Annotated in this window: 13 protein-coding genes; 10 read left to right on the top strand and 3 right to left on the bottom strand. The window is 41.1% G+C overall.

Annotated elements, in window-relative coordinates; genetic code table 11:
• A partial coding sequence (locus tag QZZ55_RS11360; RefSeq protein ID WP_293267446.1) for an insulinase family protein occupies positions 1-2773 on the bottom strand: 2773 nt, incomplete at its 3' end.
• Positions 2774-2958: 185 nt separating this feature from the next.
• On the opposite strand from QZZ55_RS11360, the gene QZZ55_RS11365 reads away from it, so the two are divergent.
• The 4 genes from QZZ55_RS11365 to QZZ55_RS11380 are packed head-to-tail and all read left to right on the top strand — an operon-like array spanning position 2959 to position 6806.
• The gene (locus tag QZZ55_RS11365; protein WP_293267447.1) at positions 2959-3339 is read left to right on the top strand and encodes a DUF6394 family protein; all 381 of its coding nucleotides are present in this window, start codon (positions 2959-2961) and stop codon (positions 3337-3339) included.
• A gap of 3 nt (positions 3340-3342) precedes the next feature.
• On the top strand, positions 3343-5031 hold the full coding sequence (locus tag QZZ55_RS11370; RefSeq protein WP_293267448.1) for a potassium channel protein: 1689 nt from the start codon (positions 3343-3345) through the stop codon (positions 5029-5031).
• 12 nt (positions 5032-5043) lie between these two features.
• On the top strand, positions 5044-5940 hold the full coding sequence (locus QZZ55_RS11375) for a DMT family transporter (RefSeq protein ID WP_293267449.1): 897 nt from the start codon (positions 5044-5046) through the stop codon (positions 5938-5940).
• Between the two features lie 8 nt (positions 5941-5948).
• Entirely contained in the window at positions 5949-6806 is an 858-nt protein-coding gene (locus QZZ55_RS11380) for a TIM44-like domain-containing protein (RefSeq protein WP_293267450.1), read from the top strand.
• A gap of 68 nt (positions 6807-6874) precedes the next feature.
• Here QZZ55_RS11380 and yaaA read toward each other — a convergent pair whose 3' ends face one another.
• Positions 6875-7651 (bottom strand): peroxide stress protein YaaA, encoded by a 777-nt coding sequence (gene yaaA, locus QZZ55_RS11385; RefSeq protein WP_293267451.1) that lies wholly within the window; start codon positions 7649-7651, stop codon positions 6875-6877.
• Positions 7652-7878: 227 nt separating this feature from the next.
• On the opposite strand from yaaA, the gene trpS reads away from it, so the two are divergent.
• The 5 genes from trpS to QZZ55_RS11410 all read left to right on the top strand — a co-directional run bounded on the left by trpS (position 7879) and on the right by QZZ55_RS11410 (position 13949).
• Positions 7879-9159 carry a tryptophan--tRNA ligase gene (trpS, locus tag QZZ55_RS11390; protein ID WP_293267452.1) on the top strand — a complete coding sequence of 427 codons (1281 nt, stop codon included), beginning with the start codon at positions 7879-7881 and terminating at the stop codon, positions 9157-9159.
• A gap of 55 nt (positions 9160-9214) precedes the next feature.
• A complete protein-coding gene (locus tag QZZ55_RS11395) occupies positions 9215-10063 on the top strand; it encodes a sulfurtransferase (protein WP_293267453.1) in 849 nt (282 codons plus the stop codon).
• Positions 10064-10164: 101 nt separating this feature from the next.
• Positions 10165-11094, top strand: coding sequence for a Dyp-type peroxidase (locus QZZ55_RS11400; RefSeq protein ID WP_293267454.1), 930 nt, complete (start codon positions 10165-10167; stop codon positions 11092-11094).
• A 183-nt stretch (positions 11095-11277) separates the two neighbouring features.
• On the top strand, positions 11278-13398 hold the full coding sequence (locus QZZ55_RS11405; RefSeq protein ID WP_293267455.1) for a TonB-dependent receptor: 2121 nt from the start codon (positions 11278-11280) through the stop codon (positions 13396-13398).
• Between the two features lie 2 nt (positions 13399-13400).
• Entirely contained in the window at positions 13401-13949 is a 549-nt protein-coding gene (locus QZZ55_RS11410) for a YfiR family protein (protein ID WP_293267456.1), read from the top strand.
• Positions 13950-13991: 42 nt separating this feature from the next.
• Here the strand turns inward: QZZ55_RS11410 and cysK are convergent, their stop codons facing one another.
• Complete coding sequence (cysK, locus tag QZZ55_RS11415; protein WP_293267457.1) at positions 13992-14960, bottom strand: cysteine synthase A; 969 nt, start codon at positions 14958-14960, stop codon at positions 13992-13994.
• Between the two features lie 212 nt (positions 14961-15172).
• On the opposite strand from cysK, the gene QZZ55_RS11420 reads away from it, so the two are divergent.
• The gene (locus QZZ55_RS11420; RefSeq protein ID WP_293267458.1) at positions 15173-17884 is read left to right on the top strand and encodes an ATP-binding protein; all 2712 of its coding nucleotides are present in this window, start codon (positions 15173-15175) and stop codon (positions 17882-17884) included.
• Positions 17885-17897 lie beyond the last annotated feature (13 nt).

The following is a 17897-nucleotide window of genomic DNA, read 5'->3' on the forward strand; positions in this document are numbered from 1 at the left end:
TTTCTGCACCCGTTCCCGTGCTTTGCAATATTAGCTGTCGAGATAAAAGATTGTTATAAAAACGAATTAAATCATCGATATTTAATATATCAATAGCTTGTGTCATTTTTTCCTGGGTATCGAACTTTGTATTTCCTTGATCTAATTCTTGCCAGAATCGATTGCTTTTTTCTTGGAGTTGACGCTCTTGGGTATTGATTCTAGCAGTCACACTGTTTTTAAACTGTGTCATTTTCTCCTTTGAAATGTTCCCTAGCTGGTTTTTGAAACTTTTTAAAAAGTCTTTCATACTTTTTAAAATTTCATCAGAAGAAGCGCTAGGAGATTGAACAACAAATGCGATTCCAGGAATTTTTCTAAGAGACATAGGTGTGGCAAATACGATGTAACCTAGCTGCTGCTCGGTACGAAGTTGTGTATAAAATGGGGCGGATAGGATTTCACTTAGTAAAGCGGCTGATGCTCTTGATGCAATGGTTTGATCGCTACCCTGAAGGTACAGGATTGTGGCTGAGTCATTGTGCTCAATATCTAAGGTTTTGGTGATTGTTTTTCTCGGTGTGAGGCGCAATATCTCGACTTGTGGGGCGACCTTAGCTGTTTTTATGGGATGTAGTGATCCAAGTAATGATGTCGTAAGCTTCTTTGCTTGAGGCGCTGTCATATTTCCATGAGACAGTACACGCACTTCTGAAGATGCAAACAACTGTTCAATAAGCGATGAAAGTTGATCTAATGAATAGTCTTCGGCTGTTTTTTGTAATTCAGTGAGGCTCGCATTATGCATTAACACTTCATAACCTACACGAAAAAGCTGGTTGTATGGTTTGTCTTTGTCTGAGTTTTTCAGCTGTTCTTGATGGGCTTGAAGTACTCGCTTAAAGCGAGCTGGTGATAGGTCAGGTTTTCTTAGGGTTTTGGCAATAAGCTTGCTTAACACTTCAATTTTCTCATTGAAGCCTGATATACGCACACTAATACCGCGTTGATGGGCATAAATGCGAGCACTTAATCCTGACGTGCTTGCATCGTATAGAGACTTGTTTAATTCTTCGCTGACCATATCAGTGTATAGAGTAAGGCCTGTTGTAACCTCGGCTCCCTCCCTTGCGAGGGGAGTTAGTAGTGTGAAATATAGATCGGCTTTAGGAACATTAAATGTTGTATCTTGGAGTTGCCATAAGCTAACACCGTTCTTTCCTGTATCCAATTGCATAGGATTGAGTTGGTGTTTTTCTGAAGGCGGTTGTAAACCTGTGTTCTCAGCAATGAAAGGGTTTGGGTGGCGGATGTGTAGGTTGTTAATCAGGTCCGCTTGTTGCCAGCGTTTTATGCGGTCAATACTAATACGGCTAGTGCGATACTCACTATTATAGTATTGCTCTGTCGTATTTACGGTTAAATTCTTGGCTTGTATAGAAAGCACCATGTTATCAGGGCGAATATCTTGGATAAAAAGATTGATTGCATCAACATCATACTTCTCAAGTATGTAGGGTGCATTTAACCAATTTTCTTGTGGGTAATCTTGGATGCTTTGCGTTAATTGCGTGACGTAATGAATAGGTTCTTGCTCGGCCAAAAAGCGGAACTGTTGTGCGCTAAGAAGGCGTTCTTCATTATAGATAGCTTGGCTTACGCCGGTTTCTTTTAGACTTTTTATAAATGAGAAGAATAGGCTTATGATTTCGTCGGTATGTTTAAGCCCGTCAGGTGTCAAACTTACCTGCATATGAAAACTAGACTCCGTAGCGAAATCTTGTCCAGGAGATGCGCCTAAGCCGGTTGCCCAGCCTTTTTCTTTTAGCAGAGCTAAAAGACTACCTTCGCCTTCATAACCGATAAGGCTACTGAGGAGGTAAAGTGGTTTGCTTTTCCAATACGGCAAATTGGTTTTAGTAGGAAAGCTTAAACTCAGAGACTGGGTATCCTTGAGTGTTTTAATGGCCAGTTCAAGAGGAAGGTCACTTGGTTGAAATTTGGGTTTTGTAATTGCGAATGCAGGTGAACCAGTGTTCTTTATGGTGGAAAAGTATTGTTTGGCAATTGATTCTAACTGATCTAAAGGTTGCTTTCCTAGAATGACAAGAGCCATTTGGTTGGCAGAGTAGTAACGTTGATAGAAACTTATTAAATCGCTTCGCAAGTTTCCTTTCTCATCGTTGGGAAGTGTCTCAAGGTTACCTACTGCAAAACGGCTTGCCGGATGAGCACTGTTCATCACTTGCTGAGTGGCAGCATGAACCCTACGGCCATCGTCTCTCTTTTTAGCGCTATATTCTGAGTTGACGGCATGTCTTTCGCGGTCGGTATACTCTTCAGTAAAGAGAGGTGCAATGAAAAACTGGGAAAATCTATCAAGCGCTGGTTCTAGGTCGCTCGCTTTAACATCAAAAAAATAATTGGTGTTCTTTAACGCAGTAAACGCATTGTGTGAGCCACCGTGAGATTGAATGAACGCTTGGTATTCACCCGCTTGCGGGTATTTTTTTGTGCCAAGAAATAACATGTGTTCAAGGAAATGAGCTAATCCTGCACGGTTTTTTGGGTTGGCTGCTGAGCCAATATTCACATTAAGCGAAGCTGCCGCTTTATCCGTGTCAGGGTCGGATACGAGTAATACTTTTAAGCCGTTTTCTAATGTTATGGACTGGTATTTACGAATGTCATTCTGGCTTTTGGTAATATCAGAGGCATAGGAATATGAAAGCGTGCAAACAACAGCAACGAATGTAGTAACTAATTTTCCTAGTGAAAAATGCCGTCTACGCATTAAACAGTCCTCAAAACACAGAATGAAATCAAACAGCTAACCCAATATGGGATAATCAGCCAATAGACATTAACTTATCTTGCTGGTTCCGTGAATCAGCATAGCCATATTTATCTACAGTCGATACAATCTGCTGATAAATTATGCATCGTGACTATGTTTTAAGTGAAATAAGGAATGTTCTGATGAATCGTGAAAAAGTGATTTTTGCTTTCTTTATCGTATTAGCACTAACGCTGAACTTCGGTTTTTTTCTTGGTGAAATTGATAAAGAAATTCATCATAACGTCTTTGAGCTGTTTGCTGCATTGGTTGTCAGTATGATTTGTACGGTACTGAAATTTGGAGATAGGACTCATTTGGGTGCATTGATGTTGGCCACGAGTTTAGTTGCCGACTTGCAATTAGTTATAGCGGCTTTTCTTTGGGGTTTTGCGGAGCAAATTAGTGGTGGTATGTCAGGCTCAATGATGTCGAGTGTTGTATCACTTTCTGGTGGGGCGTTACTTGCAAACGTTATCTCTGTGATACTTCTCGTGGTTGAGACGATTGTTGTTCGTCGTTAAATCATGAATAACGTCTTCTATCTGCTTTTACGGCGGCTGCGCGTTCCATTTATTACGATGATTGTGGTCTACGCCATTTCCATTTTGGGGTTTGTGCTCATTCCTGGGCAGGATGATGCTGGCAATGCTTGGCGTATGGACTTTTTTCATGCCGTTTATTTTGTCTCTTTCATGGGGACAACAATTGGGTTTGGTGAGATTCCTTTTGCGTTCACTGATGGACAAAGGATGTGGACCTTATTGATGATCTACGCAACTGTTGTTGCATGGTTGTATGGTATCGGTTCGATGTTAGCTCTTTTACAAGAGCCCGTGTTTGGTCGCTTGTTACGCCGCCGCTCTTTTACCAAAGAGGTTGCAGGTTTTGCCGAGCCTTTTTATTTGATTTGTGGGTATGGAGTAACGGGGCGCCTTATTGTCAGTAAATTGGCAAACAGAGACATTCGAGCGGTAGTGATAGATTTGAATCAAGACCGTATTGACGATTTAGAAATGGATAGTTTACCCATTCGAGTCCCTGGTCTATGTGCAGATGCGGCATTGCCAGACGTGCTGGATGATGCAGGGTTGCAGCACCCACACTGTATAGGTGTGCTAGCGCTCACTGATGATGATAACTCTAACTTGGCCGTTTCTATAGCCAGTAAATTATTAATGCCAAAGCGTATGGTGATCAGCCGTACTGAAGCAGAAGTAACGACGGCTAATTTACTTTCATTTGGTACTGACCAGGTGGTTGATCCTTTTCAAGCCTATGCAGGCTATTTATCTATGGCCATACATACACCTTATAAGCACTTAGTGTATGACTGGTTAGTTAATCCCTATCACCGGCCATTATCCAGTGTTTATCAGCAGAAGCAGGGGCGATGGATTATCTGTGGTTTTGGCAGATTCGGACGCGCACTTTATAAAGCATTTAAAGCTGATGATGTTTTTATTACGGTTATAGATGCTAAAGAACAAAATGTAAATCAGACAGAGCAGCAGATTTGGGGCATCGGAACTGAAGCTAAAACGCTTGAAGAAGCGAACATTCATGATGCAGTGGGTATTGTTGCTGGTACTGACAATGATGCAGATAATCTCTCAATTATTATGACGGCAAGGGGTATTAAGCCAAAATTAGTGACTGTTGTAAGGCAGAACCTGGATGCAAACCGTTTAGTTTTTCGGCATTCTGGTGCTGACTTTGTAATGGAGCCCGGACGAATAATCGCCAACCAGATTATGGCGCAAATTAAAACGCCTCTTTTACCTGTATTTATTGATGCTCTGAATGGGTATGACGATGTTTGGGCGCATACATTGTTGAATCGCATGAGTAGTGTTGTTGGAGAAGATGAGTTAGATAGTTGGGCTTTTGTTTTAGAAGAAGAAGACACACCGGCAATCAAAATGGCGTTGGAAGAGGAGACAGTCATTAAGATGAAAATCTTCCTAAAAGACCCTCGTGATCGGAGCCAAATGTTGCCAGGCTTTCCTTTAATGTTGCGTAGGGGAAGTGAAATTAAAATCTTGCCAGGAGAGCTAACAGAATTACAGCTTGGAGATGAGATACTCTTTTGTGGATTGAGCAAAGCTTTCACACAGGTTGAGTGGACTGTAAATAACTACAATGTGTTGCAATATGTTTTGACAGGTAAGGATGCAAATAACACGCTTTTGTCTCGCTGGTTTAATACTGATTAATAAAGGGTTGTAATGGCTTATCTTCTACTCACACTGACGACACTTTTTTGGGCGGGGAACTTTGTTCTAGGGCGTGCTATGAACGACGTTTTACCTCCGGTCGTGATGGCCGAAATGCGTTGGGGGTCAGCATTGTTGCTTATCCTGCCATTTTTATTACCTAAGCTAAAAGCACATTGGCGGGTAATATTGAAGCACTGGAAGTTGTTATTGCCATTAGGTATTTTAAGTGTCGGCAGTTTCAATACCTTAATATATGTTGGTTTAACAATGACGGAGGCTACGAATGCAACGTTGATGCAGTCGGCTATCCCTATTTTGATTCTGCTTATTACGGGGCTTTTTCTTAAAGAGGTAGTAACAGCGAGACAGTGGGCTGGTGTAGCGTGTTCCTTAGTGGGTGTGCTTACCCTAATATCACTAGGTGATCTGAGCCAGTTGCTTAATCTAGATATTAATAAAGGTGACCTTTGGATATTAGCGGCAGTATTGTGTTGGTCGGGGTATTCAATCTTATTACGCTGGCGACCTGCTGAACTAGATGGCTTTACTTTTTTTGGAACAACCGTTGTTATTGGTGTTATAGCACTGTTGCCGTTTGCGTTATTTGAGCTAAGCAGTGTTCCTCCTTTTGAGTTAAAACCAGAGGCATTAGGCTCTGTTTTATATATGGCCATTTTCCCTTCTATTCTTGCTCATCTGTTTTGGAACAGAGGTGTTGCAGAATTAGGCGCAGCTAAAGCGGGCTTGTTTATTCATCTTATGCCATTATTTGGTATGTTACTTTCGACATTTTTTTTGGGCGAAAAAATTCATACTTACCACCTAGCTGGTATGATATTAATCTTCTTAGGGATATATTTGGCCGTAGTCTCTAATGTGATGAAACGGACTCCGAAACAGAATTGAGGTAGTTAATGCGAAATATTCTATTAGCTGTTTTTATGATGGGCTTTACAGTAGGTATTATTGTGCCAGAGGCAGAAGCTAAGCGATTAGGTGGAGGTTTTAGTCTAGGAAAATCTTATTCATCACCAAAAAAAGCCACTTCTTCTCCTGCTCAAAAAAAGCCACCTGCACAAAATGTAGCCAGTAATGGTGCTAAGAAATCAGGTTTTGGTGGCATGGGTGGTATGTTAGGTGGACTACTTGCCGGTGGTCTTCTGGCATCGTTATTCATGGGGGGAGCGTTTGATAGCATTCAAACAATGGATATTGTAATGATCGTAGCTTTTACATTTATTGCTTTTAAATTGTTTACGATAATACGAAAAGGTCAAATGGCACCTAGTTATGCCGGTACCCAGCATCGCTCGATGGAACCCGCACAGTCGCCGGCCAATATGCATCAATTTACACCGATGTCTGCTGCCAATACTCAGTTGTCTGAGCCTAATTTAGTATTGCCTGTTTGGTTTAATAAGGTGACTTTTCTCGATGGCGCGCGCGAGCATTTTACGTATTTACAATCAGCTTGGGATATACAAAACTGGACGGAAATTGCGACTTATACATCCCAAGAACTGTTAGAACAGCTGAAAAAAGAGCGTACTAAATATCCTTCACAACAACAGACAGTAGTCATGTCAGTTATGTCTGAGCTGATCAATTTTATTGATAATGACGATCATGTTGTAGCTAGCATTCATTTTTATGGATGGCTTAAAGAGTCGGGGGATCAACAAGCAAGTGAATTTAGTGAAGTTTGGCACCTTACACGCAACATGACTGAAGAGAATGCTTCTTGGCATATTGTCGGTATTGAACAACCCTAGTCAGGGTATGCTAATTAGTAGAGATAAAAATGGCGCTTTCAAAGCGCCATTTTTTTAAGTATAAAACCTTATTCTTCGTGGTCACGAATGAAAACCCATGTATCCCCTTCGGACATAGTTTCTGAAAAGCGATAGCCTTCATAGTCAAAATCCTTTAATGCTTGAGGCTCATTAACTTGGTTTTCGAGAATATAGCGTGCCATTAGGCCACGAGCTTTTTTTGCGTAAAAGCTGATGATTTTGTATTGCCCTGATTTCCAGTCTTTGAATACAGGTGTCACAATTCGAGCGTTAAGAGTTTTAGGTTGAATCGCTTTAAAGTATTCGTTGGACGCTAGATTGATGATTGTAGGGTGATCATCTTGAAGTAACTCTTCATTGAGGGAGTCTGTTAACTGAGCACCCCAAAATTGGTATAAGTTAGTACCTTGTGGTGTTTTTAATTTGGTACCCATTTCTAAACGGTATGGATACATTAGATCTAACGGTCTTAATACACCATAAAGACCGGATAGGATTCGTAAATGCTGTTGTGCATAGTTTAATTGGGCTTCAGATAATGTAGCAGCATCTAGTCCAGTGTAAACATCACCTTTAAAAGCCAAAATGGCTTGTTTGGCATTTTCCCTTGTAAGGTTAGACGGCCATGAGTTGTATCTTGCTACGTTAAGGCTAGCGAGTTTGTCGCTGAGCTTCATTAATTCTGCAACACCTTGTACAGATAAGCTCTCCAGAACAGTAATTAGGTCGCCAGAGTGCGATAAAAAACGAGGCTGTGTAGCTAGGTCTATATGTGGCGGTGTTTCATAGTCTAGTGTTTTGGCAGGAGATATGACTGTCAGCATAGTGTTCCGTTGTTACGTTAATAGTTAGCAAGTTGAGAGAGTGTATAATTAAGCTCTTAAACGTTCTCTGAAATATACTCTCTTTTTACCACTCATTTATGATACTGGGAAGCCATTATGAGAAGTTCATACGGAGGAATAGATTAAAAAGTGGAGGGCGAATAACCGCTTGAATTTGTGTATTATTAATCTGATTTTTCTCTGTTTTGTTTTAGGGTTTATTTGTAATGTCGAAAAAGACTGTACTCACCGGAATAACTACATCCGGCACACCGCATATTGGTAACTATCTTGGTGCGATCAAGCCAGCCATACAGGCGAGTGAAGACGCTCGTTACAATAGCTTTTTTTTTCTGGCTGATTACCATGCGTTAATTAAATGTCATGATCCTGCACGCGTTGCACGTTCATCTCAAGAAATCGCAGCAACGTGGTTAGCATTGGGATTAGACACAGATAAAGCAACGTTCTACCGCCAAACGGATATTCCTGATATTACAGAGTTGACATGGCTGCTAACCTGCATGACCTCAAAAGGATTAATGAATCGCTCTCATGCATATAAAGCATCTGTAGATGCTAACCGGGATGCAGGGAAAGAGGATGTAGATGATGGTGTAACGATGGGGTTGTTTGGCTATCCTATATTAATGGCAGCAGACATTCTCATGTTTAGTGCTGATATTATTCCGGTTGGGAAAGATCAGATTCAGCATATTGAAATGGCACGCGATATTGCAGGTCGTTTTAATCATACTTATGAGCCTTTGTTCACCCTCCCCAGCGCTCAAGTTGATGAATCATCACAGTTAATACCTGGCCTTGATGGCCGTAAAATGTCCAAAAGCTACGATAATACCATTCCTCTTTTTTGTACTGCTCATGAACTACGTAAATTAGTCAATCAGATAGTGACAGACACTCGTGGACCTGGTGAGCCAAAGGATCCTGATGGGAGTGCTTTATTCCAGCTCTATAGTAGCTTTGCTACTCCAGAGCAGACCACAGAGATGCATCAGAAATATTTAGAAGGGATTGCTTGGAGTGAAGCGAAATCTGAACTATTTGAATGCCTAGACAGTCAGTTAAGCACACCACGCGCTCGTTATAATGAATTAATGAATGATCTAGGTTCTGTTGAAGATATTTTGCAAAAAGGAGCAATTAAGGCACGTGAAAAGTCGGCTCCTTTCATGGAAAAAGTGCGTATAGCCGCAGGAATTCGCCCTTTGACTTATGTTCCAGCGCAATCACTAACTGATGCTCCTGTGAAAAAAGAAAAAAGTGCAGAAGAGCTTGCGCGTGTTGAGCAGGGACGACGACGCGCTATTATCATGCAGCTTAAACCACTGTTTGATCGAGTGACTGCTGCTGATGATAAAGCTGAAATGGCTAAATTGGTTTTGACTGAAAAAGCGTGTGAAGTTGAGCAGCTAAAGAAAAAGCAGAAGCAAAAAGCGCAAAATGAATTAGATATTTTGGCTGAAGAGTTAGCTCAATATTCGTGATATTGAGAGAGATTTTTAATCTAGGTAGACAGGTTATGAGTTGGGGGGTGTGAGCATGTATCAGACGTTAATAAGTGTTGAAGAGCTACAGCAGAATAGTTCATCCCAAGGTTGGGTGGTCGTTGATTGTCGTTTTGATTTAGCTGATCCTTCACAAGGGTATCAGCTGTTCCGTGACGGTCATATTCCACATGCTCAATTTATGGATCTTGAACAAGATTTATCTTCACCTATCGACAGTACCTCAGGTCGACACCCTTTACCTGACGTTCAGCAATTTAAAGAGAAACTTGGCAAAGCAGGTATTACCGCTAGATCTCAGGTTATCGCCTATGACGATTGTGGTGGTGCGATGGCTTCTCGTCTTTGGTGGCTGTTGCGTTCTTTAGGTCATGAAGCGGTTGCTGTTTTAGATGGTGGCTTTCCCGTGTGGAAACAGCAGGGAGGGAGCATATCAACTAATGTGTACTTGCCTATAAAAGACGTTTATCAAGGGCTTGAAGAAGAAGGGAAGCAGCGTCCAAGAATGCCTCTTATCAGTAGTGAGGAACTGTTTCGTTCTTTGACGATTACTCAATTGGTTGATGCTAGAGCGGCCCTTCGGTTCAAAGGCAGCGTTGAGCCGATTGACCCTGTTGCAGGGCATGTTCCTGGGGCTTTGAACCGGCCCTTTTCAGAGAATATGACAGCTGCAGGTGTTTTTAAGTCTGCTGATCAATTAGCTCAAGAGTGGTCCTCGTTGGTTGACGTAGATAAAGCAGTAGTGCACATGTGTGGCTCGGGAGTAACCGCATGTCATAATATTTTGGCGATGGCACATGCAGGTATGACTAATTCAGTATTATATGCTGGGTCTTGGAGTGAGTGGATTCGTGATAGTCGTAGGCCGGTTAGTACCTTGTAATACAATGATAAAAAATGACTATCATCTAAGTTGATTATTTTCATTGGTGTAGCTGAACCCTTCATCGCTATGATCAAGGTATCTTATTAAAGGAAACCGATATGCCAGCAAATTATCAATCGGGTGTTGTTGCTGATGCAACAAGCGATGCATTATTCATTACTCTTAATGTAAAGCAGGGCTATGAAACTCAGATTACACACGCGCTGAAGCAGTTACAAAAGATCATAGTAAAGCACCAGCAACAGTTTTCAGGCCAGTCTTTACATGCGGTAGTTGCGATTGGCAGTGAATACTGGGACAGACAAAATTTTTCTGGAGGGAAGGCTTCTAAGCCTGCATTACTGACGCCTTTTCCGCAGTTTCATGGCGTTGCTAATATGCCGTCTACTCCCGCTGATTTATTATTACATCTACGATCGAATCGGCGTGATATTACGTATGAGCTTGCGCGTGCATTGCTGAAGGTGTTGTCTGATGCTGTTGAAATAGATGAAGAAGTTTCTTGTTTTCGCTATTTAGAAGCTCGTGATCTTACCGGCTTTGTTGATGGTACGGAAAATCCTCAAGGTGATCATAAAAAAGAAGTTGCTTTGGTTGGAGATGAAGATGAAGCTTTTTCTCAAGGCTCGTATATCCATCTTCAACGTTACATACATGACTTGAGCAAGTGGGAGACCCAACCACTAAAGGATCAAGAAAATATTTACGGTCGAACTAAAAAAGATAATATTGAGTATCAATCTGAAGAGAAAGCATTAACTGCACACACTAAGCGTGCTTCTGTAAAAGATGACCAAGGTAAATCTATTGAGATATTACGTCATAGTATGCCGTATGGGAGTTTGTCAGAAGCAGGGTTATTGTTTGCCAGCTATTGTCGAACGCCAGAGAACTTTACTTTGATGCTTAAAAGCATGGTAGAAGGTGATGATCATGGTCACTCAGATCGCTTGTTGGACTATACAACAGCCGTCACAGGCAACGCTTTTTTTGCTCCTCCTTTGAATTGGTTCACTGCACTGCGTTGAAAATAAGCTTAGGCTCTTGTTGATATTGAAAATAGCACTTTAATTTCTCACGAAATGGCCGATAGAATCATAGTTATCTTTTTCTACTAGAATAAGAGATAACTATGTTTTTAGTTGATAAATTTTGTATCAAGAGAGTTCGGTGCGTTTATGCCAAGAATATGTAAATACAGGACGTTTATCTTGGCTGGGGCTCTGCTCTTCAGTAGTTATGTTTCTGCTTCAGATGATTTGACAATAGATGATTTAAAAGCCCTTCCTATTGACGAACTCTCCTCATTAGAGGTGGGCATCGCCTCCAAAATTCCTAGTCGTATTAATGAAACGCCAGCAGCGGTCTTTGTGTTGACAGCAGAAGACATTCGGCGCTCTGGATCAAGGAATGTTCCTGAAGCGTTGCGAATGGTGCCTGGGATTAATGTGGGAGCTGTCAGCGGGAATTCTTGGGCGGTTAATTCTCGTGGGTTTAATGAAACGTTCGCAAATAAATTCTTAGTACTATTGGATGGGCGCAGCTTATACAACAATACGTTCGGTGGCGTTTATTGGGACATGCAAGATGTCCGAATGGACGATGTTGAGCGTATTGAAGTGATTCGGGGACCAGGCTCTGCTGTATGGGGAGCTAATGCTATGAATGGTGTAATCAATATCATTCTACGTTCATCGTATGCTACTCAAGGAGGCGAAGTCGTTACTCTTGTGGGTAACCAGCATAAAGAAATTGGTTTTCGATACGGTGGTGAGGTTAATGCCAGAAGCAGCTACCGTATTAGTTTTAAATCCCTGTTGAATGAAGAGAATTCACCTACACCTTATTCTGGTTTTAACAGCCAAGGGGCTGTTGCTAACGATGATGCTCGACATACACGGTTGTCATTACGGACCGATACTGATTATGGTAGTGGCGAATCATTATTAGTCGATGTTGGGCTTTTTAAAGGGGAGTCGGACCAGCGGTTATTTGCATCGGAGAGGGTTCCTATGGCTCCCGATTTTAACACTGTAGTTGCACCAGCAATTAATAAATTAATTGCAAATGGCGCATCACAAGAACAAGTGTTTGCAGCGTTGGCGTTCCCTGAGTTTGGGCTGTGTACTTTTTGTATGATGGATATCAGAGATAACCAACAGTATAAAGGTGGGCATATACTGTCGCGCTGGAAACAGGTGACCGATGATCATTGGCAAACGATGCAAGCGTATTTGGATTACACGCAGCGTGAGGACTACCAACTAGACCAGCAAGCTTTAGTGGTTGATTTAGATTATGAGCGCGGTTGGCAGAGCCGAAAAAGTAAGTTTGCTTGGGGGGTAGGGGTTCGGAGTGTTTCTGATGATCTTAAGGCTAACTTATCTCCCACATCAGTACTGTCGTTCGGGCCCGCTTCCCAGCGTAATAATATATTTAACGTGTTTATACAAAATGAAGTGAACTTATTATCTGACATCAAGCTACTTACGGGTGTTGGTTACGAATACTCTACTATTTCTGGTAGTCAGTGGCAGCCTACAATACGTGGTATTTGGTCAGCTAATTCTGAAATGCAGTTCTGGAGCTCAATATCGTACTCTTCAAGGGTTCCAACTCGGGTAGAGACTTCAAATATAAGCGCTAAAAATGCTTATGAATTTACAGGAAACCCTGATCATGATTCAGAGAAGCTCACCTCGCTGGAATTAGGGTTTCGATATACACCATTGAGTGCGTTATCGTTTGATGTGACAGCATTTCGCTATTGGTATAGCGACCTGTCTACAATTAAGATTGAGCGGCCATTTAATGCTTTTATTAGTACGAGTGATGTGGGCGTGTTAAGCATTGGTAATGAAGCAGATGCGGATACTTATGGTGCTGAATTATCCGTCAGGTGGCTCGTTAACCCTAAATGGAATATACAAGCTTCTTATAGTTGGTTGGATCAAACACTTAATCAGCTGCCCTTGTTAACTGAGTCCATGTTAAGCACTAATAAAGCGCCGATGCACCAGTTCTCTATGCACTCAAGTTGGGATATTGCTTCAAATGTAGAGCTGGACCTAGGCGTATACTATGTATCTGCTTTATTTCCTACAGGGTCAGATTTTTTAGTTTTTGGAGATTACGGTGTTGATGAATACATAAGAACAGATGTTCGAGTTGGATGGCAGATATCTCCAGAAGTTGAGTTAAGTGTTATTGGTCAAAACTTACTAAATGAAAAACATCAGGAATTTAATTCTTCACCGCTGAACGTTGGCGGTTACCCAGAAAATACTGAGATTAATAGAAGTATCTCGGCTAAGTTAACGGTTAGGTTTTAAGTATGGCAATACTTTACTTAAAAACTAAGCTGATAATGCGTCCTGTTTTTTTGGGGCTCTGGCTCATGTGTATTGCGACAACGGTCGTCGCTGCAGATGATGTGATTTATAAAATTAAATCTGTATATATTTATAACTTTCTTTCATTTATTCAATGGCCCGAACCTCAAGAGTCAATGACTGAATACCAATTGTGTATGGTGGCTGAGCACGCCTTAATCAGCAAATTACGCGCGGTGGTTCAAAATGAAACAATGAATGGGCTGCCATTATCAGTGGTAGCTTATAATGCAGAAAGTCAGGTGGCAGACTGCCATTTACTCTTTATTCAAGAGAATATGAACCTTCAAGCTGACGTACTTGAAGAGGTTCAACATTCTCAAGTGTTATTGATAGGAGATGCGCCGAACTTTGTCTCAGAAGGTTTTGGGATGGTTGGTTTTGAAACTAGGGGGCGTAAAGTGCGTGTAGCAATGAACTTAACCCGTTTGCAAGATGCTGGCTTCAAGGTAAGCTCGAAACTTTTGAGGGTTGTAAGAATTGTGCGTTAATAGCGGCCACTTAACGCAAGTGGCCACTAAACTAAAGCTTTTTTATTGTACTTGTTCGTTTTCGCTAAACATCCCGTCGTACAGTACCGTTGATAAGTAACGTTCGCCTGAATCAGGCAAAATAACAACAATAACCTTACCTTGGTTTTCGGGTAATTCACTTAAGCGTAATGCAGCAGCTGTTGCAGCACCGCAAGAAATTCCTGCAAGAATTCCTTCTTCCTTCATTAGTCTTTGTGCCGTAGCAATAGCGTCATCGTTTGAAATTCTTTCGACTAAATCTACCAAGGTAAGGTCGAGGTTGCCGGGTATGAATCCAGCGCCTATTCCTTGGATTTTATGTGGAGCAGGTTTAATTTCGGTTTTACTGAGTGTTTGAGTAATCACCGGTGAGTCAGTGGGTTCAACAGCAACGCTGGTAATATTTTTGCCTTGAGTATTCTTAATATAACGAGAGATACCGCTGATGGTTCCTCCTGTGCCTACTCCAGCCACTAACATATCAATCGTTCCGTCCGTATCTCTCCAGATTTCTGGGCCTGTTGTTTCTTCATGAATTTTGGGGTTAGCAGGGTTTTGGAATTGTTGCAGCATTAAAATATTATCTGGGTCTGTGTCAACAATTTCTTGGGCCTTATCTATAGCGCCCTTCATTCCTTTTTCAGCAGGCGTGAGAATGATTTCAGCCCCCAATGCCTTCATTAGCTTTCGTCTTTCTATACTCATTGATGCCGGCATGGTTAGCTTTAAGGTATAGCCACGAGAAGCGGCTACAAATGCCAGAGCAATTCCAGTATTACCACTGGTTGGTTCCACAAGAGTCATTCCTGGTTTGAGCTTTCCTGATTGTTCAGCGGCCCAAATCATGCTGGCTCCAATGCGGCACTTAATAGAGCCTGCAGGGTTACGTGACTCCACTTTTGCATAGATCGTTGCATTTGGAGCAAGCCTAGCTAGTTTAATTAGTGGAGTGTTGCCAATAGAGAGTGAGTTGTCTTCGAAAACCTGCATTTCTTCACCTTATCCTAAATGAGAGACCGGATTAAAGTGTACTGTTGATGGTTAGGTTTTTACAGATTCGTTTGTTATATGTTTATTGTTAATTATTATTAGAAGGCGTCGGCCGAGAATTAGCTAGCGACAAAAATGCTATTCTCGAACGCTTGTTCTAATATATAACGTGATCTATAGCGTTAAAATTCTGTTTTTATGGGTGTCTATACTTGAAACAATTCCTTTGGGACTTACCCGTTCGACATAAGATGACAATAATCGTCATGGTTACTGCCTCCACGGTACTAACCATTTCCTATGTCTTCTTTATCACGAATTTTTGGTTGAATAGCAGAGAGCAGCTCGTAACTTCATCGCACACATTGATGAAAGCCGTCAGTATCAATACAACTGCAGCACTTGTTTTTGATGATGAGATAACAGCAGAAGAGCTGTTAAATACCTTCAGTGCTAATAAAAATATCGAGTATGCAGTATTACGTCAGATTAATGGTGATCCATTTGCTGAATATAGAAGTACATCATCCGTTGTTGTTACTAAAAGCACACAAAATAGATTGGCTCCAGAGCTGTCCACTAAAAGTGAAAACGGTGAATGGAGTTATGAATTCTTTGATGATTATTTGGAATTAGAACAATTAATTAAAGAGAAAGGTCGTTTTATCGGGAGCCTCAGTATTCGAGTAAGTCTTGGTAGTTATAAAAAAATGATGAATCAATGGATGATGTTTGGTTTATTTGTACTGGCAGCACTACTTCTTGTTGGCTATTTTATTTCTTCTCGTTTGCAAAAAGTTATTTTAAAGCCGATAGATAATCTTATTCATACGATGCGAGCAGTCGCAGAAGTTAATGATTATTCACGGCGCTTAGCGGATAACTCTACTGATGAGTTTGGTGTAATGGTCAAAGGCTTTAATACCATGATCGGGCAAATTCAAGAGAGAGATGAGGCATTGAAGTATGCCAGAGATTTAGCGCAAGAGGCTAATCATTCAAAGTCTCGCTTTTTAGCGACAATGAGCCATGAAATAAGAACACCTATGAATGGTGTTCTAGGGATGTCGGAATTACTTTTGAGTTCAGAATTAACCGATGAACAAAGAGTATATACTGAAACAATCCATCGTTCAGGTAGGTCTTTGTTAAGCATCATCAATGACATTCTTGATTATTCAAAAATTGAAGCTGGGCAGCTGAAACTAGAATCAATACCGTTTAATTTGTACACACAAATTGAAGAAGTAATGCACCTGCTAGGTGAAACTGTCAGTGGTAAGAAGTTAGCCATATCTCACCAGTTTGACCCTGATTTTAGTGGACAGATGGCTGGAGACCCTCTGCGTATAAAACAAATCCTGATGAACTTGATAGGAAATGCTCTAAAATTTACACAAGTGGGGCGTGTGAATGTGAAAGCGTCTGCACTACTTCTACAAGATTCACCCTTTTTACGCATTGAAGTACAAGACAGTGGTCCTGGCATTTCGCCAGAAGCTAAAGAAAAGATATTCGAATCATTCTCTCAGGAAGACTCTTCGATTACTCGAAAATACGGAGGAACTGGGTTGGGGCTTGCTATTTGTCAGCAACTAATTGATTTGATGGGTGGCGAAATAGGGGTTCAAAGCGTTGAAGGAAAAGGGTCAGTGTTTTGGTTTGAGCTGCCTTTAAATAAAAGTGTAGAGGGTGGTAAAACACTACTGAAGGGCTCGAGGGTATTGGTAATTAAAGAGCGTGAGAACGTTGAAAGCAATCTTTTTCAATTACTCATAGAGTGGGGGGCTGAGCTTACCGTAGCCACTTCGGCATCTGATGCAGAAAATAAGATCCATGATGCTGTTTCATTACAAAAAAGTTTTAATCTGATTATATTAGATCATTGTGGACATGGAAGAGAGTTGTCTAGATTTATTCATTCATTGAATTATCGATATGGACAATTAGCAACGAAGTTTATGGTGGTGACATCAACTGCTTTACCGGTAATTCGTTTACCTGAATATGTGCATGTTATACGTGATGTTGATGGGTATATCAGGCCTTCCAGTTTTTTGGATCAGCTTTGTAAGATTTTGGCAGTAGAAGAAAAAGTAAATATTATTCCTTCCACTGCTATTAATGAAGACGTGCAGCAGCTATCAAAGTACCAAGGCCATATCCTATTAGTTGAAGACAATATTGTTAATCAGAAGGTAGCAATAGGCCTTATTCGGCTAATGGGTTGTACCATGGACATTGCTCAAAATGGACTTGAGGCAATAGAAAAATGGCGTACACACTCTTATGACCTTATCTTGATGGATATTGAGATGCCTGTAATGGATGGCATCACGGCGACAACATCTATTAGAAATGAGGAAAAGCACCAAGAATTGCCCGCGACACCCATAGTGGCTGTGACGGCAAATGCAATGGATGGAGATAGGGAGCTGTATTTAAGTCAGGGTATGGACGATTATTTGAGTAAGCCATTTAGTCGCCATAGTTTACATCAGATGTTAAACCATTGGTTAAAAGAAAGTTCTCATGACTCATTAAAAGGAACAGAGAAGCAGGCTCTTGATCTTCCTGAACTAAGCAATATCGATACTCTACAACTAAAGAGTATGTATGATTTAGTAGATGAAAATGGGCTTCCACTCTTGAATACGTTGATTTCCATCTATACTGAAAATAGCCGTCAAATTATCGATGACTTGGCTATAGCTATAGAACAACGTAATTTAGAAGAAGGGCGTCGTTTGGCACATGCATTGAAATCTTCTAGTGGAACTGTGGGGCTGAACAAAGTACATGAATTAAGCCGAGAAATTGAACATCAGTGTAGATTTTCACAGTTAGATAAATTGAATGAGCTTTATCGAGCATTAATTGATGCCAATACAGCAGCACTAAAAAGTCTAAAAGATTTTACATGATGTCAGGGAGTGA

The sequence above is a fragment of the Neptunomonas sp. genome (genome assembly GCF_016744175.1).
In the GTDB taxonomy this organism is placed as follows: Bacteria; Pseudomonadota; Gammaproteobacteria; order Pseudomonadales; family Balneatricaceae; genus Neptunomonas.

What these genes read in the sequence shown, in the direction of transcription:
- QZZ55_RS11380 (WP_293267450.1), top strand. Translation starts at nt 5,949, where the DNA reads ATGCGAAATATTCTATTAGCTGTTTTTATGATGGGCTTTACAGTAGGT.
- QZZ55_RS11375 (WP_293267449.1), top strand. Translation starts at nt 5,044, where the DNA reads ATGGCTTATCTTCTACTCACACTGACGACACTTTTTTGGGCGGGGAAC.
- trpS (WP_293267452.1), top strand. Translation starts at nt 7,879, where the DNA reads ATGTCGAAAAAGACTGTACTCACCGGAATAACTACATCCGGCACACCG.
- QZZ55_RS11370 (WP_293267448.1), top strand. Translation starts at nt 3,343, where the DNA reads ATGAATAACGTCTTCTATCTGCTTTTACGGCGGCTGCGCGTTCCATTT.
- cysK (WP_293267457.1), bottom strand. Translation starts at nt 14,960, where the DNA reads ATGCAGGTTTTCGAAGACAACTCACTCTCTATTGGCAACACTCCACTA.
- QZZ55_RS11395 (WP_293267453.1), top strand. Translation starts at nt 9,215, where the DNA reads ATGTATCAGACGTTAATAAGTGTTGAAGAGCTACAGCAGAATAGTTCA.
- QZZ55_RS11365 (WP_293267447.1), top strand. Translation starts at nt 2,959, where the DNA reads ATGAATCGTGAAAAAGTGATTTTTGCTTTCTTTATCGTATTAGCACTA.
- QZZ55_RS11400 (WP_293267454.1), top strand. Translation starts at nt 10,165, where the DNA reads ATGCCAGCAAATTATCAATCGGGTGTTGTTGCTGATGCAACAAGCGAT.
- yaaA (WP_293267451.1), bottom strand. Translation starts at nt 7,651, where the DNA reads ATGCTGACAGTCATATCTCCTGCCAAAACACTAGACTATGAAACACCG.
- QZZ55_RS11410 (WP_293267456.1), top strand. Translation starts at nt 13,401, where the DNA reads ATGGCAATACTTTACTTAAAAACTAAGCTGATAATGCGTCCTGTTTTT.